Here is a 23,534-nt window from a genome sequence, read left to right on the forward strand (position 1 = left end):
TTTCTAACTATAATACTAGAGGTAATTTAAATAATTATTATGTATGTCTTATCTGTGGTAAATTTATAATAACACAACTGAAAACAATTATTAATATAAAATTGAGATTTATTTTCATTTAAATCCACTTTTCTTATTTTCGTATCCATAATTACCTCTTTAGGTAAATATTAAAGCCTCTAAGCAAATGGTTAAACCATCTACTTAGAGGCTATTAGTTATTTAAATGAAATTATGCTTGTGGTTCTTCTTCTTTTACAAGTTCTTGAATCATAAGTGCTAATTCATCTAATTGTTTTTGTTCTACTGCACCTGGTGCTTCTGTCATAAGACAGCTTGCATCTTTTACTTTAGGGAATGCGATTACGTCACGGATGTTATCACGTTTTGCCATAAGCATTACAAGTCTATCAAGACCAAATGCTAAACCGCCGTGTGGTGGTACACCGTATTTGAATGCATTAAGTAAGAAGCCGAAACGTTCGTAAGCTTCTTCTTTTGTAAAGCCAAGAAGGTTAAACATTTTCTCTTGAACATCTCCTTGGTAAATACGGATACTACCGCCACCAAGTTCATAACCATTTAAGCAAAGGTCATAAGCTTTAGCGCGTACTTTACCTGGATCTGTTTCCATAAGTGCAATATCTTCATCTTTTGGCATTGTGAATGGGTGGTGCATTGCTACATATCTACCAGCTTCTTCATCGTACTCAAGAAGTGGGAAGTCTGTTACCCATACAAATCTATATTCATCTTTGTTAATAAGATCTAAACGTTTTGCTACTTCTTGACGGAGTACGCCAAGTGCTGCATAAACTACAGATGGTTTGTCAGCTACAACTAAGATAAGGTCGTTATCTGTTGCGCCCATACGTTCTTTGATTGCTGCCACTGTTTCTGGTGTTAAGAACTTAGTGAATGAAGATTTTTCTTCTCCATCTGGTCTAACTTGAAGCCAAGCTACACCTTTTGCACCAAAGTCTTGACCTACTTTAACTAAGCTATCAATTTGTTTACGTCCAAGGTCACCCATACCTTTTGCATTGATTGCACGTACAGAACCACCATTTGCAAGCGCATTTTCAAATACAGCAAATCCGCTATCTGCTACTACATCTGAAAGGTCAGTAAGTTCTACACCAAAACGTAAGTCTGGTTTATCACTACCAAAGCGATCCATAGCTTCTTGGTATGTTAATCTTTGGATTGGAAGTTGTACTTCATGTCCTAATACTTCTTTGAATACGTGTTGGATAAGTCTTTCGTTAATACCCATTACATCTTCTTCATCTACGAAGCTTAACTCCATATCGATTTGTGTGAATTCTGGCTGACGGTCAGCACGAAGGTCTTCATCACGGAAACATTTTACGATTTGGAAGTAACGGTCATAACCAGATACCATAAGAAGTTGTTTGAAGATTTGTGGTGATTGTGGTAATGCATAGAAGTTACCTGGATGTACACGAGATGGTACTAAGTAGTCACGTGCACCTTCTGGTGTTGATTTTGTAAGCATTGGTGTTTCTACTTCAAGGAATCCTTGTTCTTCTAAGAAGCGTCTTACAGCACCTGTAGTTTTGCTACGCATCATAATTGTATTTTGCATATCTGGACGACGAAGGTCTAAGTAACGGTATTTAAGACGTAACTCTTCTCTTACATCACTATTTTCTACGATTTCGAATGGTGTTGTTTCAGCTTCTGCTAAAATACGAAGTTCTTGTACTTCGATTTCGATATCACCAGTTTTCATTGTTTTGTTAGCATCTTCACCACGTGAACGTACCACACCTGTTGCTGCAATAACATATTCACTTCTAAGTGTTTCAGCTTTTTCAAATACTGCTTTGTCTGTTTCTTCACCAAAAGCTAATTGAAGTAAACCTGAACGGTCTCTTAATGTGATGAAAAGTAATTGACCTAAATTTCTTCTTCTTTGTACCCATCCCATTACTGTTACAGTTTCACCAACGTTAGCATGGCTAAGTTCTGTACAACGATGGGTTCTTTTTAAACCTTGCATTGATTCTGACATATGCGTTCCTCCTTAAAATGTCTCTATTTATGATATGACTTGATTCCATTAATAAAAAATAAGTTCTATTTTGCTAATTCTTCTTTCATTACACTTACAAGGTCCGCAAATGCAACTTCTTTTGTTTCGCCTGTTTCCATGTTTTTAAGATTAATAACTTGATTTTCAAGTTCACTCTCACCAATAATTGCTGAGTATTTCGCACCAATTTTATTAGCAAACTTCATTTGAGCTTTTACGCTTCTTTGAAGATGATCACTTTCTGCACTAATACCTGCACTTCTAAGCTCTGTAATAAGCTTGTAAGCTGTAATTGTTGCTTCTTCCCCTCTGTAGCCTAAGAATAAATCTCTTGTAGCTGGTGGAAGGGTATTCCCTTGTTCTGCTTCTTTAGCTAAGATAAGACGTTCCATACCTGCTCCAAATCCTACTGCTGGAGTTGGTTTACCACCAATTTCTTGAATGAGGCCATTGTAGCGTCCACCACCACATACAGTACCTTGTGCACCAATATCACATGATACAAATTCAAATACTGTTTTTGTATAGTAGTCTAAACCACGAACGATTTTGGGATCTACTACAAATGGGATTCCCATAGCTGTTAAAAGTTCTTGAACTTTTTCAAAGTGAGCTTTACAACCTTCTCCTAAAGTATCTAATACTGTAGGTGCATCATGGAACATTTCTTGACATGCAGGGTTTTTACAATCAAGTACACGAAGTGGATTTTTCTCACGACGTTCATTACAAAGTGGACAAAGTCCATCTTTCTTAGTCTCAAGAAATGCTTTTAATGCTTCGTTATATTTCTTACGACACTCTGGATCTCCTAATGAGTTGATATGAAGTTCAACTTTGTTAATGCCCATGCGTTTTAAAAGTTCATAACCAATGCTGATGATTTCTGCATCTGCTGTTGGAGAATCTGAACCAAACATTTCAACACCAAATTGGTGGAATTGTCTTTGTCTACCTGCTTGAGGTTTTTCATATCTAAAAGTAGGTGACATATAGTAAACTTTAATTGGTTGTACATCTGCGCCCATATTGTGTTCAATATAGCTACGTGCAACCCCTGCAGTACTTTCTGGTTTTAAAGTAATTGCATTTTCCCCTTTATCAATAAAAGAGTACATTTCTTTTTGTACAACATCTGTTGTATCGCCTACACTTCTTTGAAAAAGGTTTGTAAACTCAAACATTGGTGTACGAATTTGAGTAAATCCAAAGTCATCACATAAGCCTCTAATGGTTTCTTCCATCTCGAGCCATTTTCTCATCTCATCGCCAAAAATATCTTTGGTTCCTTTTAATGCACGGATTTCCATAAGCATCTCCTTTTCATCCTTTTATTCACAATTCAAAAGTTTATTTTTAAAAATTATGCACAATTTCAACATTTTCATGCACATCCTGTGGAAATAGGTTTTAAACAATAAAAAACGCCCCTAGCATAAATGCCAGGGACGATAATATCGCGTTGCCACCCTGGTTCAAAACCCAAATAAACTTAAGCTTTGCACCTTCATTAGCCGATAACGTAGCCACACGTCGTATCCTACTTGATTCAAATACACACTCCGAGATGTCTTCTGATCTGGTGAAGGCTTGCAGCCATAGGCCTTCTCTCTGAAAGGTAGATCGTACTCTTTCTCATCATAGATTTATGTATTAAGTTAGTTGTTATTTTAAAGCTGATAGCACTTTTTGTCAAGGTTTATCTCTTTAAATTGTGACTTTACCTAGGTAATTGTTAACATAAAATTTTTATTGCATTTTAAAAATGTCATTGCTATAATACTGTCATCACTGACACAACTTACAAAAACATATATTTTTTACAGAAAGAGGGATTTAATGATTCGACGTGCTCAACTAAATGACCTACAACAATTACTAGATATTAAAGAATTAGTTATAGCTGATATGGCTAAGCACAATATTTTTCAGTGGGATCATACGTATCCTAATCAAGACATCTTAACTCAAGATATCGAAAATGGAGATTTATATGTGATAGAAGAAGATGGCGTTATCTGTGGCTTTGCTTGTATTGATACCAATCAAGCTCCGGAGTACCAAACACTTAACTTCAACGCTCCAGAAACTGCATATGTTATTCACAGACTTGCTATTCATCCAGGCTACGGTGGAAGAGGATATGCCTCACAGATTATTAAATTCGCAGAAGAACTTGCACTTCAAGAAGGCGTACGTGACCTTCGTATTGATACCTTCTCACAAAATCACCGTGCACAAGGCTTATTTAAAAAACAAGGTTTTGACTATATAGGAAATGTATTTTTCCCACGCAAGCAAGAACCATTTTGCTGTTTCCACAAAACTATTAGCGCATAGAGTATATAAAATAAAAAAGGGAGGTACTTTATTCTCATTAAAGCATCTCCCTTTTTACTATCTATACTTTTCGAAACCTTCTCGCTTACGTTCAATCATTTCATCAATACGTCCAATGTAATCTTCAAGACTTTTTACATTAGCAATACGATCAATGCGTTCACCATTTTGGTAGACCATTTTAGTAATAGCTCCTGCTCCTGCTGCAATAATGCTTTCACTTTCTTCCATGATTTCAACATTATAGACGCATTCGTAACCTGGTTTTGCATAGCCTACGTTCTCAAAATTACCAAGCATATTTTTCTGGCGATACATATAGTAAGGCGCAAGCCCCATTGCTCTACATGCTCTTTGACTAATGTCTAACATTTGTTCAATCTTTGTTGCTTCTGCCAATTGATAGTCATCTTGTTGCTCTTTAAGACGTGACGCACGCTTGATTGCCATTGTATGAACTGTAATATTTTCTGGCCCTAACTTCTTAAGTTCTTCTAAAGTGTGACGTACTTCTACTACACCTTCGCCAGGAAGTCCTAAGATAATGTCCATATTAATATTATCATGGCCTAGCTCTCTTGCTATATTAAAAACTTCAATAATATCTTCCACTGTATGATGGCGTCCAATGGTATCTAATGTCTTTTGGTTCATTGACTGTGGGTTAATAGAAATACGACCTACATCCATAGCTTTCATAATCTCAAGTTTTTCTCTTGTGATCGTATCTGGTCTACCTGCTTCTATTGTATACTCACCAACATTTTCTAGATTGAAGCTTGCTTTAATATGTTTAAGCAAACGTTCTAATTGGGCTTCATTTAAACTAGTTGGTGTACCTCCACCAATGTATAAGCTACGTATTGGATGATCCTTTTTAGCTTCTGCAATAAAGGTAATTTCTTTGCAAAGAGCATCTAAATAACTCTCTACTTGATTTCTCTTTGCTTCTAATGAATAGGCTGTAAATGAACAGTATACACATCTTGTTGGGCAAAATGGAATCCCTATATAAAGGCTGATTTCATCTTTTTGATTCTTCTCTAAGATTTCTTCTTCTGCTTTTGCAACTTCCATCATTAAATCTATTTTTGCATCTGAAATACGATAGACGTCTTTAAGCCTTGCTCTAAGAACCTTATCACTCATACCTTGTTTTTGATAATCATGAACAATCTTCGTTGGACGAATCCCTGTGAGCATCCCCCAAGGCATTTGCTTACCTGTAAGTTGATAAAGTACATCATATACTGCTTCTTTTAACACTAGCTTACGATTTTTCTTGAGTTTAATTTCATTATCTGCTGGTTCTACTTGTCTTGTACATTCATATAGAACTACACCTACTTTGAGAAGTTTGGCACTTGCCTCATTCCCCTCTAAAGTACTTTGTAAATCATATTCACCTTCCATATAAGGTTCAAAAAGGTGAATAATATTATTTATTTCAAATTCAGTATCATGACCGATACAAGTTAATTTTATCATTTTTATCTTCCAATCTATTTCATCATATTATTCGAACATGTTGAAGTAAGGGTTATGAAGTATTTCATCTCCTACTGTTGTTGCTGGTCCATGTCCTGGGTAAAGTACTACTTCTTTATCCAATGTGAAGATTTGTTCTCTGATGCTTTTAATAAGGTCTACACTATTACCACCTAAGAAGTCTGTACGTCCTATAGAACCTCTAAAAATAATGTCACCTACAAAAGCAACTTTATATTTTTCACTATAGAAAGCCACACCATCTTTTGTATGCCCCGGTGCATGGAGTACTTTAAAGCTAATATCTGTTCCGTCTAATGTAATGATATCTCCATGTTGTACATATTCATCTGCTTGTAAAGTTAAAGCACCACCGAGCATTGTAGATAAGTTATAAGCTACATCTTCTAAGTAGCGTTTACCTTCTTCATGGATCACGACTTTACATCCTGTATGATGTCTTACTTCTTCTACCGCACCAATATGATCAAAATGTCCGTGTGTTAAAATAATTTTTTCTACTTTTAATTCTTCTTGATCTATTTTCTGATTAATAATTGCTGCATCATCGCCTGGGTCTACAATAAATGTTTTTTTTGTTGCTTCATCAATAATAAAATATGTCTGTTCTGCTAATGCCCCAACTGATAAAACTTCTATTTTCATGCTGCACCTCTTCATGTTTAAATTCTATCTATAACTTCTGATAATCTTTCTACTCAACTTCTTCAACTTTTAAAACGCGTAATAATTCGCTTAATGCTTCTTTTTTAACACATCTTGTTGGTATCCACACTTCTTTATTATTTTCTTTCACAATAATAATATAATATGTTTTAGCTTCCACTTTCTTTATATCATCTATCTTTATTGTATGCTTAATGAAAAACCAAGTGTACCAATTAATTCCCTCATTTGTAAGTTCTATATACTTCATTTTTGAAGTATATAAAAACACACTTCCAACGCCAATTCCAATAAGCGTAACAACTAAATCAAGCATATTAACACTACCAAATATGCGATATAAGTCTATATTATTCTTAATAAGGAACACAGCTAAAAGGATACTCAAAAAAGATACTAACTTATCTGTTGCAGTATTTCTTCTATAAATTATCATGCCTTTCCTCCCTTTGGTCAATTCGAAAAAGAGGGACTGTTACGCCAGTCCCTTCTTTCTAAAATGTTTTATCACTTTCAAGTAATATTGTAACAGGCCCATCATTTACAAGTGCAACCTGCATATCTGCTTGGAACACACCCGCTTCAACTGGAACTTGGCCCATACGTAATTTATCCATAAACGTTTCAAACTTGCCTCTTGCAACTTCTACATCACCTGATGCAATAAAACTAGGACGCATACCTTTTACTGCACTTCCGTAGAGTGTAAAGTTGGGAACGATTAAAATTTTCCCATCTATATCCCCTACTGACAAGTTCATTTTACCAGCTTCATCTTCAAAAATGCGGAGTCCACTGATTTTATTAATAATATAATCCATATCTTTCACTGTATCTTCTGCTTTGATCCCTACTAAGACAAGTAGCCCATGCTCTATAGCACCTACTACTTCTCCATCTATCGTAACAGAAGCACTACTTACTCTTTGTACGACTGCTCTCATAATAACTCCTTATGATGAGACACGTTGAATCTCTACTACATCTTGAATCTGCATCACTTTGCGCGTAAGCTCATCAAGTTGATAAGTATGATTAATTTCAATACGAATATTGAAAATAGCCTCATGATTTTTTGTTGTTCTTGCATTAAGTGATTTAACAGGTACTTTCATATCTGTTAGAATCTTAGAAATATCTAAGATAATACCCATACGGTCACTACCTGTAATTTGAATCTCTGTAATGTATGTTCTACTAATCTCTTCTTCATTGAACCATTGTGCTTCAATGAGACGTTCTTTCTCTTCTTCACACATATGGATAATATTTGTACAGTCTTGTCTATGAATAGATACACCACGTCCTCGTGTAATATATCCTACGATTTCATCACCTGGAAGTGGACGACAACATTTGGAGAAACGTACAGCTACATCGCCTACACCGCGAACAACAATACCACTTTTACTTTTCTTGGGTTGTTTTTCTTCTTCATAATTAAAGTTTTCTTTAGGTGCATGATTATCTAAGAACTGTTGTGGTGTAATTGGTATTTTCTTAACCTTAATATTTTCATCAATTAAACGTTGAATAATCTGTTTTTCTTTAATGCTACCATAACCAATAGCTGCACATACTGCATCCCAATTTCTAAGGCCATAGCGTTTGCATACATTCTCTATACATTTTGAATCTGAAAGTGCTGAAAGAACATAACCTTTTTGTCTTGCACAAGTTTCAAGTAGCTCTTTCCCACGAATAATGTCTTCTTGTTTGAATTGTTTTCTAAACCATTGATTAATCTTAGTTCTAGCTTGTGTACTCTTGACAATGTTAAGCCAGTCACGACTTGGTCCCTTTGAGTTAGGGGATGTTAAGATTTCTACGCGATCACCATTTTTAATCACATAATCTACTTTTACAATCTTACCATTAACCTTTGCACCTACCATTTTGTTTCCGATATCACTATGAATAGAATAAGCATAGTCAATAGGAGTTGAGCCTTTTGGTAATGTAATCAGCTCACCTTTTGGTGTAAAGATATACACTTGGTCTGTATAAATATCTAAGTCTAGCTTTAAGGCATTCATGAACTCTGTATTGTCGTCCATATCTCTTTGCCATTCTAGAATTTGTTTGAGCCAAACTAATTTTTCTTCTGACTTATCTGGCATGGAACCAGACATATCACCATCTTTATATTTCCAGTGAGCAGCGATACCATACTCTGCAGTACGGTGCATATCTTCTGTACGAATTTGAATTTCAAAAGGTGTCCCTTCACTTCCCATTAAAGTGGTATGAAGTGATTGGTACATATTAGACTTAGGCATTGCAATATAGTCTTTAAAACGTCCTGGAATAGGCGTATAAAGTTCATGGATAATTCCAAGTACACCATAGCAATCCTTTACATTCTTCACAATGGCACGCACAGCAAATAAATCATATATTTGATCTAGAGTTTTATTTTTATTAACGATCTTTTTATAGATACTAAAGAAGTGTTTTGGTCTACCTTCTACGGTACACTCAATATTTGCTTCATCTAGTTTTTCCCTAATTTGTTTTACGATTTGTTCAATATATTCTAGACGTTCACTACGCTTTTTAGAAATCTTTTGTGCCAAATCATAATATATTTCTGGCTCAATATAACGTAAAGATAAATCTTCAAGCTCAGCTTTGATTTTACAAATACCTAATCTATGTGCGATTGGGGCATAGATAGTAAGTGTCTCTTCTGCAATACGTTTTTGCTTATGGGGTGGCATAAACTTTAATGTTTGCATATTGTGAAGCCTATCTGCAAGCTTAATAAGAACCACTCTGATATCTTGTGCCATGGCCAAGAACATCTTCCTATAGTTCTCTGCTTGAATCTCTTCTTTTTGTAATTCTACGTTACTAGATGCATACTTGATCACACCAAGCTTAGTAACACCATCTACAAGTAATGCTACTTCCTTATTAAACAAACGCTCAATATCTTCTAACGTATAATCGGTATCTTCTACAACATCATGTAAAATCCCTGCTGTAATAGATTCGATATCAAGTTCTAGATCTGCTAATATATATGCCACTTGAAGAGGGTGGATAATATATGGCTCACCAGACTTTCTAAGTTGCCCCTCATGGGCTTCTTTAGCAAGCTTGTAAGCTTTCTCTACCATACTAAGATCATCTGATGGATGGTAAGAGCGTATTCTATTAATTAGCTTTTCATAAATTGCTTCAGGCATTGTCTACCCCCTTTTTTCGTCACTTGCATATATTTATTATATCTATTATAGTCATGTTAGAATAAAAATTCAATGCTATTGTACATAAAAAGACACGTAGTGGATGGCTACGTGTCTTTTTATTTGTCATAATTAGTATTTGAGTAAGGAAACGATATTTTGTCCTTTAAGGATTTCTCTACCGTTTAACCCTTCAAGTTCAATGAGATAAACTATTTTTACAACTTCACCACCGAGTTTTTCGATGAGGTCAACGATTGCTTTTGTTGTACCACCTGTTGCAAGAAGATCATCTACAATGATTACTTTTTGGCCTGGCTTGATTGCGTCAATGTGCATTTCAATTGTATTGCTACCATATTCTAAATCGTAGCTTTGGCCGATTGTTTTATAAGGTAATTTGCCCGGTTTTCTAACTGGAACAAAGCCTTTTTGAAGTTTGTAAGCTAAAGGTACACCAAAGATGAAACCTCTTGATTCTGGTCCAATAACGATATCAAAGTCTACATCTTGTACTTCTTCTGCCATTTTATCGATAGATTCTTGTAATCCTTTAGCGTCTAGTAAAAGTGGAGTAATATCTTTAAATAAGATACCTTCTTTTGGGAAGTTTTCCACATCTCTAATTAATGAGTTTAAGTCCATTTTATACGTCCTCCTGTTTACCTCTTTTTCATACTTTGTGCAAATTCTTGCAACCTCATATAACGTCTTGAGTGTTCGAGTTTTGTCTTGTTGCCTTTTAATAAGGTATAGATAACTTTCTCCTCTTCAATGCTGTAAGCAATAAGCTCAAGCTCTGTAAAGATATCTAGTATCTGTAACAGTTTATATTCTGTCATGTCATAACTCATAAACATTTCCACTATTTTGTGTAAATAGACACTGCCTTGTTGATGCTTTAAGTACTTATAGACTGACTTGCAGTCTGTGTAACTTGGTACCATTTTAGATATTTGCAAAGTATGTTGTTCCAAAGAGGTATTCAAACACCTATAGGTCCCTTCACTTGTAAAGTCCCATTCATAACATTGGCTATTATCTTGATGAGCTTTATGGGGCATCACAAAAATCGCGGGTGCCTCTTTTAAAGACCAAAAATCATTATAACATATTTTAGGTAAGATAGTAACTTTTTTTTCATGTTTACTCATCAATGTAAATATTTCCATTAAGCTATGCTCTGTAAATACCGCAAAGCTAGTATTCCCATGACTTTCATCTTTAATTAATTCTACTCCAGATGGTACCTTTGGCTCTTTGCAAACTTCATAAAGGGCTCTATAATACCTACTTTTTAAAATAGCTTGTTCAGATGACATAATATCTTTAATACGTAGTTGAACAGAAACCTTACCATTCCAAACATTTTTTGTAATTTCGCAAGCTATAATAACTTCTTCACCTTCACTTAAACAATCTGCAAGCTCACCTTTATCAAATCCAATGGCATGCAATACAGTATGATGACTCTGAATAGCAAGTTTTAAATGTTTGTCGCCTCCTATTTTCTGAGCATATTGAACCAAACCACGTACTGCAAATGTAGGCGTAGGATTACATACTCCAAAAGGCTCTAACCTTTCAAGTTCTTCACATATCCCTATAGAAATTTCTTCTGGGCGTAGTTCTAAATCAATATCAAGGGCTGGTGTTAGGAGTTCTTCATTTAATACAGTCTTTGCATAGGCATTTAAATCTCTACAAAAGGCTTCTAGCTTATCTTCCTCTAGTGACAGACCTGCAGCCATCTCATGTCCCCCAAAACGTGTTAAATGCTCCTTAACATGGGTTAATGCTTCAAAGATATTAAAGCCTTCTACACTACGTGCTGACCCGGAATAGATACCATCTTCTAATGTCAACACAATTGTAGGCTTATAGTATTTATTTAAAATACGAGAAGCTACTATTCCAATAACACCATGATGCCATTCCTTACCTGCTACGATAATCATATCTTCATTTTTAGTATCAACATGTGCCTCTATATAAGCTTCTGCTTCCTTTAATATAGACTGTTCCATTTCTTGACGTTTTTTATTCTCTAAATCTAGTTCTACTGCAATAATTTTTGCACGTTCTTCGTCTTTAGTTGTTAAGAGTTCTACACCTATCTTGGCATCACTAATTCGACCTGCTGCATTAATACGTGGTCCAAGCTGATACCCAATTACATTAGATGTAATTTTTTGATCTCCATTTTGTACGATATCTAAAAGTGCTCTAAGTCCTAAATGCTCAGTTTCTTTCATTTGTTTAAAGCCTAAATAGGCAATGACACGATTTTCTTTCTCTAATGGTACCACATCGGCAATTGTCCCTAATGCAACAATATCAATATACTTCCATATTTTATCTACTACATCTTCTTTAATTGCAATAGCATGGATAAGTTTAAAAGTTACTCCTACTCCTGCTAGGCAATCAAAAGGATATGTAGTATCGTGCCGTTTGGGATTAATAACGCAAAAGGCTTTAGGTAAGATTTCTTGGCATTCGTGATGATCTGTAATAATCATATCAAGGCCTAATTCATTTGCAAAAGCTACCTCTTCTGTTGCTGCTATTCCCGTATCTACTGTAATCACTAAGCTTGCATATTGATTAATCTTTTCAATGGCTCCTTTATTTAGTCCATAACCTTCTTCTGTACGATTAGGTATATAGTAAGACACACTATAACCTTGTTCAGTTAAAAACATAAATAAAATAGAGGTGCTTGTCACACCATCTACATCGTAGTCCCCGTAAATCACAATATGTTCTCCATTATTTTTTGCACGTTGAATACGTTCTACTGCCTTATCCATATCATTAAGCAAATAAGGAGAACTTAGCTGTTCTTTTGAGGGTGTTAAAAAGCTTTCGATTTCTGCTTTATCTTGTATACCACGTCTATATAAAATTTTATTAACAATATTACCTTGCTTTGGTTCTTCTTCGCTATGCCATTTGTATTTATTTGGTAACAATCTTTTTCACCCTCTCTGCTTCGTACTGCTATTATAACATATTTTTCTCTTTCTTTATTTATTTTTATATCTATACAATAGATTTATTCTTATGATATAATTTATACGTTATTTACTATAATAGGAGTGTTATCATGACTGAAAAATTTCAAGTAGGACAAATTATCGAGGGTACAGTAACTGGTGTTAAAGCATTTGGCGCATTCGTTTCATTAGATGAAACAACTCAAGGGCTCGTTCACATTTCTCATATCACTCATGGCTTTCTAGAAAATATAGCTGACGCTGTTAAAGTGGGAGATACTGTAAAAGTAAAGATCTTATCTATCGATCCTGCAACAGGAAAAATATCTCTTTCTATGAAAAATGCAAAACCAGCTCCACAAAGAGCCCCTAAAAAAGAAGTTCCTGTGGCAGACTTTGAATCTTTAATGAAAGGTTTCCTTAAAGATTCTACTGATCGTCAAACTGACATTAACAAAAGACTTAATCGCTAAGGGTTTATGAAGAGAACAAGTATATAGACTTGTTCTCTTTTTTCTTTGTTATTGGTAAGTTTTTGTTAGTTAATTTAAGCTAATTTTATATTTTTTATATTGCAGTTATATTATATTTTTGACCAAATCGCAAACTTATTGTACGATTTGTGAACTATTATGAACTTTTATCTAAAGCCATTGTTTTATCTCTTTTAAGGTGCTATTATTAACTCATCCGAAAGAGCTAATGAACTTTAGTTTATTCATCTCCCCTTTATTTTTTGTATATAGAAAAACCACCTTAGTTTCATGATCTAAGGTGGTTTTTTATTTTAAGAGAAATGATTAACTTCTTCTTCTAATGTTTGTGTTACTTTATAAAGTTTATCAATGCGTTTTTGCATATCTGCAATATAGTGTAATTGTTCTTGTGTTGTTGCTGAGACTTCCTCCGCAACAGCTGATGAATCTTGTCCCTCAACAGCTACACTACCTACTCGTTTATATACATCATCTTTTTGCTCATTAATAATCTCACTACTTGCAGCAATCGCTTGTATTTTTTCTAACATCTCTATAATGGCTGTATTAACCTTTTCAAAGCTTGTTTCTGTTTGTTGTACCGCACTATATTGTTTTTGTAATACATCTTTACTATCTTTAGCTATAGCAACTGTGGCCTTAGATTGACCCTGTACCTTACTAATAAGACTTACTATTTCTTCTGTAGCAACTTGACACTGATCTGCTAATTTACGTACTTCATTTGCAACAACTGCAAAGCCTTTTCCATTCTCACCAGCCCTTGCTGCCTCAATACTTGCATTAAGAGATAATAAATTAGTTTGCTGAGCAATACTACTTATCGTTTCAATAATCATTGTAATCTGTGAAACACTTTCATTTACTTGATCGATAGATTCAAAGATTGTCTCAGATATGCTATTATTTTTAACATTTGCTTCTTGTAAAACCTTTACAAACTGTAGTCCATCCATCGCAATTTCTTTCGTTGTGTCTGACACTCTACTAATGTTAGAGATATTTTCTGCTATAGTTTGAATCTCCTCGCCTAACATGCGTACGCTAGCTACTGTACTTTCTAATTCTTCAGCTTGATTAGATGTATTATGTGCAATCTCATTAGTAGCTTGTGCTACTTGATTGGTTGATTCTTTTACATTTTCTGATGCTTCTGAGAGGATTCTAGATGACTTATTGACACTCATTGAAGTATCTTTAATTTTTCCTATCATCCTACTAAGGTGCGTAATCATTTCATTAAAGTCTCTAGCTATGTCTCCTAACTCATCTTGCTTCTTTAGAATGTTCCCTTCTAAATAGGCATGACTGAGTTCCCCCCTTGCTGCGGTATTAAGCTTTTGTGATATCAGTTTAATAGGATTTGTTAAGGCTCTTACTAATAATATAGCAATAAATGCTGCTACAATAACAATTAGAACTGCAATCAATATTAGATTAACAATCATTTGATTGAGTTCAGTATAAGCTACTCTTTCATCATTTTCTGCTACAATTCCCCAATCAATTTCTTGTAATGGGCTAAAGCTTGCTAAAATATTCTTGCCTTCTTTCTTATACTTAATCGTTCCTATTTCTTCATTAATCACCTTTTGTACAGGTTCATAATCTAAATAGCTTATAATTTCCTCCTCAACCTCTACATCAGGATGAGCAATTAAGTTCCCTTTATCATCTACGATATATGTATTAACACCTGTTTTTTCATGCTCCATCTTAAGCATATCAATGAACTTTGAAATGTCTATGTTCACTGCACATACCCCTGCTGCTTGCCCATATTTCATCACTGGAGTATAGTACATGACTATAACGTTATTATTCTTTTGTGAAATCATAACATCTGTAAAGCCCTCTTGTCCCTTCATTCCATTAATGAAATATTCACGGTCTGCTCTATTAACTAATTTATCTTTTCCTTTAGAATTATAAATTTGGTCCCCTTTAGGATTTAAAACATATACATCTGTAATAACTTCACTTAACTGGATTGCTTGCCTTGCACGTTCTCCAATAGCCTCATATGTCATTTCTTCTAATATGCCGATATCATTAGCGAGTAGCTTTATAAGTGTTTTTGCTTCTTTTAAAGGTTGTTCTATACTCACACTTATAAGGTTTCTATTATTTTCCTGCACCCAATAAACTTCTTTGACCTTATCTACATAGACCTTTGTTCCCATATAGATACTTACAATGGCCGTTGGAAGAATTGCAATACATAATATCAGCACCATTATCTTTGCCTTAATACTTTTTAGATTCATAGTTTCCCCCTGTTATAACACTTGATGATTTTTATTATTTTAAATTAATGTTTTGTTTTCATTCTTTTTGTTTATTTTATCATTAATTGCAATATTTTCCTACATATTCTATCATGACTTGTGTTTATTTTCAATCTAGTATATAGTTATTCTTAGTTAATATTTAAACTTATAGTATCTAAATATACTATAAACAAATTATTTAGGAGATCTTATGACAGAATCAAATATAAAAATACTCACAAACAAAAATTTCTTACTTTTAAATTGGATCTTAGCCATTGTTTATTCATTCGGTATTTGCTTTTCTTATTATCGTGGCTCTATTGATCTTATCCCTACGATATTAGTTATTACCTTTATGTTAGTTCCTGTTTGCATAAGTACATTTGTTTATCGTTCTAATCCAACATGTCACTTTATTCATCGTATCTGTGCGGCCCCCTTTGGAATAGGTTATTTGATTGGTATTTTATCTTATCGTTCACTTGTATCACCTATGCTCGTTATACCTATGCTTATAAATGCTAGTTTCTACCTAGATCTTGGCCTACTGAAACGTGTTTTTGTAGCAGTTATTGGTATGAATCTTATTTGGTGTACGCGCTTCTATGATGCTACAACCTCTACAGTTATTCTCATGCAATTTTTCATTTTAATCGTTGTATTTGTATCTATCTATATCGTTACAAGATTTAATAAAATGGTCAGAACTTCTGTTATTGAAGAAGGTAAAAAGGTCAGTCTTGCTCATCAACAACAACTAGAAACTATTGAAAAGCTTACTCAAGCTATTAATCTTTTGACACAAAACACTTCTAACTTATCCTTTACTATTGATGCTGTTGAAGGTGGGTCACAAGCTATTTATGAATCTATTAAAGTCATTAATACAGGTTGTGAAAATACTACAACAAATATTATGCAACAAACGACTGCAACCAATAATATTCAGGAGCAAATTAAGGAAACATCCGAACTATCAACTAAAATCAACAAATCCTCTGAAGAAGGATTCCTTGTCTTTAAAGAAGTTCTAGATACAATTCAAGCATTATCAACTACTTCTACTAAAATTGATCAAAAAAATACAACTTTGTATACTGTCTGTGAACGTTTAATTCAAAAAACGAAAGAAGTTCAAGGTATTATTTCTATGATTACAAGCATTTCTGAACAGACTAATCTTCTTTCGTTAAATGCTTCTATTGAGGCAGCTCGTGCAGGCGAAAGTGGACGTGGCTTTGCTGTTGTTGCAAATGAAGTTAAGACACTAGCTGAGCAAAGTAAAACTTCTGCTAGTGCAGTAGGCACTATCCTCTGGGATTTACAAGTAGAAGTCGAAAGTGTATTTGAAGAAGTCTCTTCTCTTACACATATTAATTCAGAAGCTATCAATCTTATTTCAACTACAGATACTCAAATTAACACCTTAAATCATCTATTAGTAACTTTAAATCAATCACTAAGTATTATTAATCAAAAGATCCTCAATACACTTGATTCCAATGAATCTATTGAATCAAGTATTAGACAGGTAAATGCAATCTCACAAGAAACACTCTCTCACACTCAAGAAGCTTTTGCTCATATTGAAGAATACTTATCTGAGACTGAGCACGCTAAAGCCTTTATTCAAGACCTTACACAGCTTACGAAGGACCTAGAGTCTCTTGTATCTCGTACTGATGCTCAAAATATCAGCTAGATTGATTGTATTAATATTTCTTCTTTTTATAACAAATAGGGGACTATTACACTTGAATGTAATAGTCCCCTATTTGTTGTTCAGAAACTTCTCAGCTATCGTCCTAATAGCTTAAATATAAATGATTTATCTGCTTAAAATAGCGTCTTAGATGATCTCCCAAAAACAAAAGCACGTATAGATAATCTATACGTGCTTTAAAATAGTGAACCGTCTGGGACTCGAACCCAGGACCCTCAGATTAAGAGTCTGATGCTCTACCAACTAAGCTAACGATCCATTTGTTGTAAATTTGTTTACTTGATTATTATATACCTACTTGTACAGAAAGTAAAGTATTTTTTAGATAAAAGCGTCCGAAAAACTTATTTTTCAGACGCTTTTGATATTGTATACATTATAGTGCATTTATTATTTCTTTTTAGCTTTAGACTCTGTTACTTTGTTCTTATTACGATTTCTTTGGAACTTTCTCATTTCATACCATAATGGGCTGGCAATGAAGATTGATGAGTAAGTACCTGCAACAATACCAATTACAAGTGGGAAAGCAAATTCCTTAACAGAAGATACTCCAAGAATGTAAAGAAGAACAACCATTACTAATGTTGTAATTGATGTATTGATAGAACGTGTTATAGTTTGTCCCACACTCATGTCAATAATTTCTTCATCACTTCCTTTGATTCTTCCTTTATTCTCACGAATACGGTCAAAGATAATGATTGTATCATTAATAGAGTACCCAATAATAGTAAGCATCGCTGCAATAAATGTATTATTAAGTGGAATTCTAAATAATGCATACACCCCTAACATAATAAGTACGTTATGAAGAAGGGCAAGTACAGCACTTGCACCAAATTTAAAGTCTTTGAATCTAAATGAAATGTAGATAAGCATTAAGATTGCCCCAAGTGCAACTGCTTGTAAAGCTTTCATTTTGAATTCTGGACTAATTGTTGGAGAGAAGTTATCATCTTTTAAAAGAATGTCACCTTTTTCTCCTGTTAAATTATATTTTTCAACTAATGCATTATAAAGTTTTGTTCTCTCTTCTGATGTAGTTGGGTGCATTGTAATAATAATTTGAGTTGTACCAGTTACCTTTTGAATACGAGGTGCTACGTCTGGTAAGAGCTCATTAATAAGTGGCATAATATCAGTTTGTGGATCAATATCTGTGCCTAGATCCATTTGCATAACGGAACCACCTTTAAACTCAATATCATAGTTTAAGATGCCTTGTCCACGTGCTGCATTAAATGGCATTGCGAGGAGCCCGATAAGAATGAGGACTGAGGAAAGAATGAAGAAAATCTTTCTTCTTTCGATAACTTTTAAATTATTCATCGCTTATGCCCTCCCCTCTTCAGTCTTTTGTTTCACGCCATATAAAGCTGGCTTATCAATACCCATACTCACTAAAAGTTTAAGTAAGAACCTTGTTACAACAAGTGCTGTAAACATAGATACTACAATACCTACTGCAAGTGTTGTTGCGAAGCTCTTAATAACCCCTGTACCTAATGTATAAAGTACCGCTGCTGCAATAAGTGTTGTTACGTTACCATCTAAAATACCGCTGAAGGCTTTGTTGAAACCTGCATCGATTGATGAACGTACACTTTTTCCAGCTTTAAGTTCTTCTTTGATACGTGTAAAGATAATAACGTTCGCATCTACTGCCATACCAATTGAGAGGATAATACCTGCAATACCTGGTAATGTAAGTGTTGAACCCATTAAGCTTAATGCAATCATAAGAAGTCCTACGTAAATAATAAGTGCAAGGTCTGCTGCCATACCACTTAATCTATAAAGCACAACCATGAATACTAAAATAAAGATAAATCCAATTAAACCTGCTTTAATACTTGTCTCAAGTGCACCCATACCAAGTTTTGCACCTACACCATTTGAAGAAATATCAGTAAGTGCGAAAGGTAATGCCCCTGCATTAATACGTTCAGCTAATTGCTTAGCTGAGTCTGTTGTAAAGTTACCTGAGATCATACCATTTCCATCTGTGATTGCATCTTTGATGTTGGCAGAACTAATGACTTGTTCATCAAGTGTAATATAAATACCTTTGCCTATATTGTTTTTTGTAAACTCAGCAAAGAGTTTTGTTCCTTCATCATCCATTTTGATTGAAACAACTGGTTCTTGAGCACCCATATTATTTGTAACAATTTGAGCGGTTGCTTCTTTAATATTCTTACCTGTTACAACTTCGTTACCATCTTGATCGTAGAATTTAAGCATAGCTGCTGCACCGATACTTTTGATGGCTGCTTGTGCATCGTCTACCCCTGGAATATCTACACGAATACGATTATTTCCCTCTTGAGAAACATCTGCTTCTGTGTACCCCTCTTTGTCTAACCTTGTACGAATCATTTGTACTGCTGCTGCCATATCGGATTCTGTTGGATTCTCGATAGCTGCTTCATAAACGATGTTTACCCCACCTTGGAGGTCAAGTCCCAGTTTGATATTTTCAATACCAAATGTGTTCTTTTCCCCAAGCCCAAAGTAAGCAAGATATGAAAGACCGGCTGCAACAACAAGCATAAGTACAAACAAACCAATACTTTTTAGCTTTTGATTGCCTTGTTTCATTCCTTTTTCCTCCTTCGTGCCTTTAAACTCACTAAATTAATTATATAATTTTTACTGTTTTTAGTCAAATTATCCTAATGTTTATTCACTTAATTCCGCTTTTAAGCCAATAGCACATTCAAGACGTTTCTTTTGCATTTCACAGCCAACTTCATAAGTTGAGTTAATATCTCCATTAAAATTATAAGAGTTTGCTGCACAGCCACCACTACAGAAGAATTTTGCCCAACATTCTGTACATTCATGCTTGCTGTATACATTACATTTCTCGAATTTTTTACGTTGTTCGATGTTTTCTACGCCTTTCCAAACATCACCCATTTTAAACTCTGGCATACCTACAAATTGGTGACATGGATAAAGTTCACCTGTTGGTGTTGCTGCAAGGTATTCTGAACCTGAACCACAACCTGCAAGACGTTTATGTACACATGGACCACCTGTTAAGTCAACCATGAAGTGGAAGAAGTTAAAGCATTTACCTTCTTCTTTGTGACGACGAAGCATTTCTTTTGCAAGACGCTCATATTCACTACAAATTGTTGCCATATCTCCTGCTTGAAGTGCATAATCCATTTCTGCTGGTGCAACTACTGGTTCCACAGATACTTCATCAAATCCTTGATCTGCCATGTGAAGTACATCACTTGCAAAGTCTGTATTATGATGTGTGAATGTTCCACGGATGTAGTATTGTTTACCACCACGTTTTTCTACAAGCTTTTTGAACTTAGGCATAATCACGTCGTAGCTGCCTTTTCCATTGCATGTTGGGCGCATATGATCATTTACTTCTGGGCGTCCATCAAGACTAAGTACAACATTGTACATATTTTCATTTAAATAATCGATGATTTCATCATTAAGAAGAACACCATTTGTTGTCATTGTAAATCTGAAATTTTTGCCTGTTTCAGATTCAATACTTCTTGCATATTCTACTACACCTTTAACCACTTCAAAGTTCATAAGTGGTTCTCCACCAAAGAAGTCTACTTCGATATTTTTACGGTGTCCTGAGTTTTTAGCTAAAAAGTCAATAGCTGCTTTACCTACTTCAAGAGTCATCATCCCACGGTCACCATGGTATTCTCCCTCACCTGCAAAACAATATTTACATTTTAAGTTACAGTCATGTGCTACATGTAAGCAAAGTGCTTTGACAACTGGTTCTCTATCTAAGAACGCTGGTACAAGATCTTTATATGTATCCTCAGTATCAAGCATACCTTCTTCTTGTAAAGTTTTAAGCTCATCAATTGCTTCTGCTAACTCTTCTTTGTTATATTTATTTTCATATTTTGTTACAACTTCCTCTTTTGACATAGCAAGTACATCTTCTACGATGTCATAAGCTACATCATCAATAATATGGATTGCACCACTATGGATATCCATTAAAATATTTGAGTCCTCAAATCTAAATTTATGTATCATCTTTTTTTCCTTTCTATGTCGTAAGGCATCTATTATAACTGGATTTGGGTTTAAAGGGGCCTAGCATGAATTAAGCTTTCAACCTAAGTTGAAAGCTTAATAAAAGTCAAACTTATTTTTCGCAAGCTTGATTCCCTACAGTACAAGATGTTTTACATGCTGATTGGCATGATGTTTGGCATTCACCACAACCACCTTTAGCGGCACTGTTTTTTAAGTTTTTAGTGTTAAGTGTTTTAACGTGTTTCATTGCATTTCCCTCCTCGCTATAAACCTTGAATATTATACCATATCCTGTGATATTTGAAAACATGGCTAAAAATTATTTTTGGTTTACAACAGAGAACATACCAGCAATAGCGCTACTAATGAGTACAAGAACAGCCACGATTAACATGTAAGAAATATTAAGTCCTTTAGCTCCTCCTGTTAAAGCACCAATAAGTATAAAGATGATTAAGTAACTCATTCCACCAATCAAGCCCCACTTGTAGCCCTCTTTCCCCTGTGGCTTAGCTGTGTCATACCCTACTAATGCTGCTGACGCAATTGTACCAATAATAATGATCCATTTTTCAAAATTTGGGCCAAGATTGGTATATGTAATAAGTAATGCTGCAAAGATAATAAAGATAGCTGTTAATGCATATGCCACAAGATTAGATTTAAAAAGTGTAACTGCAAGATCGCCTACATTGATGCTAGATTTTTTCTTACTCTTATGTTTGCTCATTTTCTCCCCTCCTTATTTAATGGCATTCTTATACATTTTACGTTCGAGGAGGCAGAAGTATGCTAAAATAGAAGTAATTTATTAAAGGAGGTTATTTATGAAACGTATTGATTTACATGTTCATTCAAATAAATCAGATGGTACCCTAAGTCCAAGTGAAGTAGCTAAACTTGCACATGCACAAGGCTTATGTGCTATCGCACTTACAGATCATGACACTATTGCTGGTATCAAAGAATGCCAAGAAACCGGCGAAAAATTTGGCTTAGAAGTTATTCCAGGTATTGAACTTTCTGCTGATTATCATGGAAAAGAAATTCATATTCTAGGTCTTTATTTAGATTTATCTAACCCTATTCTTCACAAAACACTAAAGGCCTTTGTAGAAGCACGTGAAAAGCGTAATCAAGAAATGCTCGCAAAATTCCAAGCCTTAGGTTTTGACATTACTGAAGAGGATCTAGGACCACGTGACCAACTCTCTATTATTGCCCGTCCTCATTTTGCACGTGCTATGATGAACAAAGGCTATGCTAACTCTATGGACGAAGTCTTTGAAAAATATATTACACCAGGTAAACCTGCTTATGTACAAAAAGCAGCACCTACTTTCAAAACGTGCATCGATTTAATCCATCAAGTAGGTGGTAAGGCTATTCTAGCTCATCCCTATATTTATAAATTTGTTAATCAAAACCCTCTTCCAATGTTGGACGAGTTACGCTATAACGGCTTAGATGGCGTAGAAGTTATCTATCCAAAGCACTACGAACCAGAAACGCATCGCCTCACTCAATACTGCAAGAGCCATAATCTTATTATTACAGGTGGTAGCGACTTCCATGGTGATAATAAGCCTAATCTTCAAATTGGTTGTGGCTATGGAAAAACAGAAGTGCCTTATGAGTTATTAGAGCAATTTGTAAAAGCGTAAAAATAAGCTTCATTCTCCCCTTTATGACATATATTAATATTAAGGGGGGTGTTACATTGAAACGAAACATAACTTTTATTCTTTTCCTCTTAGGCATTGTTGTAATTTTTTTAGTTTATAGACGTTATCCCTTAGATTCTAATCCTAGAACAATTCAACAGGTAGCAAAGAAAACTTTTAATTGCCCTGATGCACAAATTGTTCAACTGAGCCAGGATTCTGCAAAAAGCACTCAAGTTCTCTCTGACCGTTATGATACTTACTTCACACCTCAAGCTTTAGAAACTTTTTTAAAGCAACGATACAGTGATAAATATCATTTTCTTGCAAAGGAGTCCAATAGACAGATTATCTTCGAGAAGATGACAATAAAAAAGGACTTAAATAGTCCTATCACTTATTACTTTGATATAACACTTAAAGTTAAATCTACCACTTCATCTACCCATACACTAAAGGTAACTGGAAGTGTACAATTTATAAATAATAAAATAATTTCTATCCATTTTGAAGACCAGGACTTAGTATCACTTCTGGCGCCATAATGATTAGAAATACTATAAAAGGGT

The 23,534-nt window shown here is 34.6% G+C and carries 20 protein-coding genes, 1 tRNA gene and 1 other annotated feature; of the genes, 5 read left to right on the top strand and 16 right to left on the bottom strand.

Annotated features, from left to right (window positions below):
• Positions 1-232: 232 nt before the first annotated feature.
• Together aspS and hisS are read right to left on the bottom strand one after the other, a co-directional pair.
• On the bottom strand, positions 233-2,038 hold the full coding sequence (gene aspS / locus BN2390_RS20220; protein WP_053986100.1) for an aspartate--tRNA ligase: 1,806 nt from the start codon (positions 2,036-2,038) through the stop codon (positions 233-235).
• Positions 2,039-2,103: 65 nt separating this feature from the next.
• Entirely contained in the window at positions 2,104-3,369 is a 1,266-nt protein-coding gene (hisS, locus tag BN2390_RS20225) for a histidine--tRNA ligase (protein WP_053986101.1), read from the bottom strand.
• 131 nt (positions 3,370-3,500) lie between these two features.
• Positions 3,501-3,710, bottom strand: a binding site (T-box leader).
• A gap of 188 nt (positions 3,711-3,898) precedes the next feature.
• On the opposite strand from hisS, the gene BN2390_RS20230 reads away from it, so the two are divergent.
• Positions 3,899-4,399 (top strand): GNAT family N-acetyltransferase, encoded by a 501-nt coding sequence (locus tag BN2390_RS20230; RefSeq protein WP_053986102.1) that lies wholly within the window; start codon positions 3,899-3,901, stop codon positions 4,397-4,399.
• 57 nt (positions 4,400-4,456) lie between these two features.
• Here BN2390_RS20230 and hemZ read toward each other — a convergent pair whose 3' ends face one another.
• The 7 genes from hemZ to recJ form a co-directional block, all read right to left on the bottom strand.
• Positions 4,457-5,887 carry a coproporphyrinogen dehydrogenase HemZ gene (gene hemZ / locus BN2390_RS20235; RefSeq protein WP_053986103.1) on the bottom strand — a complete coding sequence of 477 codons (1,431 nt, stop codon included), beginning with the start codon at positions 5,885-5,887 and terminating at the stop codon, positions 4,457-4,459.
• Positions 5,888-5,914: 27 nt separating this feature from the next.
• Positions 5,915-6,553, bottom strand: a complete 639-nt coding sequence (locus tag BN2390_RS20240; protein WP_053986104.1) for an MBL fold metallo-hydrolase — start codon at positions 6,551-6,553, stop codon at positions 5,915-5,917.
• Between the two features lie 49 nt (positions 6,554-6,602).
• Entirely contained in the window at positions 6,603-7,010 is a 408-nt protein-coding gene (locus BN2390_RS20245; RefSeq protein WP_053986105.1) for a hypothetical protein, read from the bottom strand.
• A 58-nt stretch (positions 7,011-7,068) separates the two neighbouring features.
• Entirely contained in the window at positions 7,069-7,518 is a 450-nt protein-coding gene (dtd, locus tag BN2390_RS20250; RefSeq protein WP_053986106.1) for a D-aminoacyl-tRNA deacylase, read from the bottom strand.
• Between the two features lie 9 nt (positions 7,519-7,527).
• Positions 7,528-9,765: a RelA/SpoT family protein gene (locus tag BN2390_RS20255; RefSeq protein ID WP_053986107.1), complete on the bottom strand. Its 2,238-nt coding sequence runs from the start codon at positions 9,763-9,765 to the stop codon at positions 7,528-7,530.
• 132 nt (positions 9,766-9,897) lie between these two features.
• The gene (locus BN2390_RS20260) at positions 9,898-10,410 is read right to left on the bottom strand and encodes an adenine phosphoribosyltransferase (protein WP_053986108.1); all 513 of its coding nucleotides are present in this window, start codon (positions 10,408-10,410) and stop codon (positions 9,898-9,900) included.
• Between the two features lie 17 nt (positions 10,411-10,427).
• On the bottom strand, positions 10,428-12,740 hold the full coding sequence (gene recJ, locus BN2390_RS20265; RefSeq protein WP_053986109.1) for a single-stranded-DNA-specific exonuclease RecJ: 2,313 nt from the start codon (positions 12,738-12,740) through the stop codon (positions 10,428-10,430).
• 134 nt (positions 12,741-12,874) lie between these two features.
• Between recJ and BN2390_RS20270 the strand changes: the two genes are divergently transcribed.
• Positions 12,875-13,237 carry a S1 RNA-binding domain-containing protein gene (locus tag BN2390_RS20270; protein ID WP_053986110.1) on the top strand — a complete coding sequence of 121 codons (363 nt, stop codon included), beginning with the start codon at positions 12,875-12,877 and terminating at the stop codon, positions 13,235-13,237.
• A 314-nt stretch (positions 13,238-13,551) separates the two neighbouring features.
• Here the strand turns inward: BN2390_RS20270 and BN2390_RS20275 are convergent, their stop codons facing one another.
• The gene (locus BN2390_RS20275; RefSeq protein ID WP_053986111.1) at positions 13,552-15,528 is read right to left on the bottom strand and encodes a methyl-accepting chemotaxis protein; all 1,977 of its coding nucleotides are present in this window, start codon (positions 15,526-15,528) and stop codon (positions 13,552-13,554) included.
• A 214-nt stretch (positions 15,529-15,742) separates the two neighbouring features.
• Here BN2390_RS20275 and BN2390_RS20280 point away from each other — a divergent pair, with 214 nt between their 5' ends.
• Positions 15,743-17,236, top strand: coding sequence for a methyl-accepting chemotaxis protein (locus BN2390_RS20280; protein WP_053986112.1), 1,494 nt, complete (start codon positions 15,743-15,745; stop codon positions 17,234-17,236).
• 206 nt (positions 17,237-17,442) lie between these two features.
• On the opposite strand, the gene BN2390_RS20285 is transcribed toward BN2390_RS20280, so the two are convergent.
• From BN2390_RS20285 to BN2390_RS20310, 6 genes are all read right to left on the bottom strand, one after another.
• Positions 17,443-17,515 (bottom strand) — tRNA-Lys (locus BN2390_RS20285).
• A gap of 132 nt (positions 17,516-17,647) precedes the next feature.
• Positions 17,648-18,589 carry a protein translocase subunit SecF gene (gene secF, locus BN2390_RS20290; RefSeq protein WP_053986113.1) on the bottom strand — a complete coding sequence of 314 codons (942 nt, stop codon included), beginning with the start codon at positions 18,587-18,589 and terminating at the stop codon, positions 17,648-17,650.
• A gap of 3 nt (positions 18,590-18,592) precedes the next feature.
• Positions 18,593-19,861, bottom strand: a complete 1,269-nt coding sequence (gene secD / locus BN2390_RS20295; protein ID WP_082238890.1) for a protein translocase subunit SecD — start codon at positions 19,859-19,861, stop codon at positions 18,593-18,595.
• Between the two features lie 81 nt (positions 19,862-19,942).
• Positions 19,943-21,298, bottom strand: coding sequence for a thioether cross-link-forming SCIFF peptide maturase (gene scfB, locus BN2390_RS20300; RefSeq protein WP_053986114.1), 1,356 nt, complete (start codon positions 21,296-21,298; stop codon positions 19,943-19,945).
• A gap of 112 nt (positions 21,299-21,410) precedes the next feature.
• Positions 21,411-21,548, bottom strand: coding sequence for a six-cysteine ranthipeptide SCIFF (gene scfA / locus BN2390_RS20305; protein WP_053986115.1), 138 nt, complete (start codon positions 21,546-21,548; stop codon positions 21,411-21,413).
• Between the two features lie 72 nt (positions 21,549-21,620).
• Positions 21,621-22,031, bottom strand: coding sequence for a TIGR04086 family membrane protein (locus BN2390_RS20310; RefSeq protein WP_053986116.1), 411 nt, complete (start codon positions 22,029-22,031; stop codon positions 21,621-21,623).
• A gap of 97 nt (positions 22,032-22,128) precedes the next feature.
• On the opposite strand from BN2390_RS20310, the gene BN2390_RS20315 reads away from it, so the two are divergent.
• Both BN2390_RS20315 and BN2390_RS20320 read left to right on the top strand, forming a co-directional pair.
• Positions 22,129-22,965 (top strand): PHP domain-containing protein, encoded by an 837-nt coding sequence (locus BN2390_RS20315; protein WP_053986117.1) that lies wholly within the window; start codon positions 22,129-22,131, stop codon positions 22,963-22,965.
• A 56-nt stretch (positions 22,966-23,021) separates the two neighbouring features.
• Positions 23,022-23,510, top strand: coding sequence for a hypothetical protein (locus BN2390_RS20320; RefSeq protein ID WP_053986118.1), 489 nt, complete (start codon positions 23,022-23,024; stop codon positions 23,508-23,510).
• Positions 23,511-23,534: the final 24 nt, after the last annotated feature.

The sequence above is a fragment of the Niameybacter massiliensis genome (assembly GCF_001282685.1).
GTDB lineage: Bacteria > Bacillota > Clostridia > Lachnospirales > Cellulosilyticaceae > Holtiella > Holtiella tumoricola.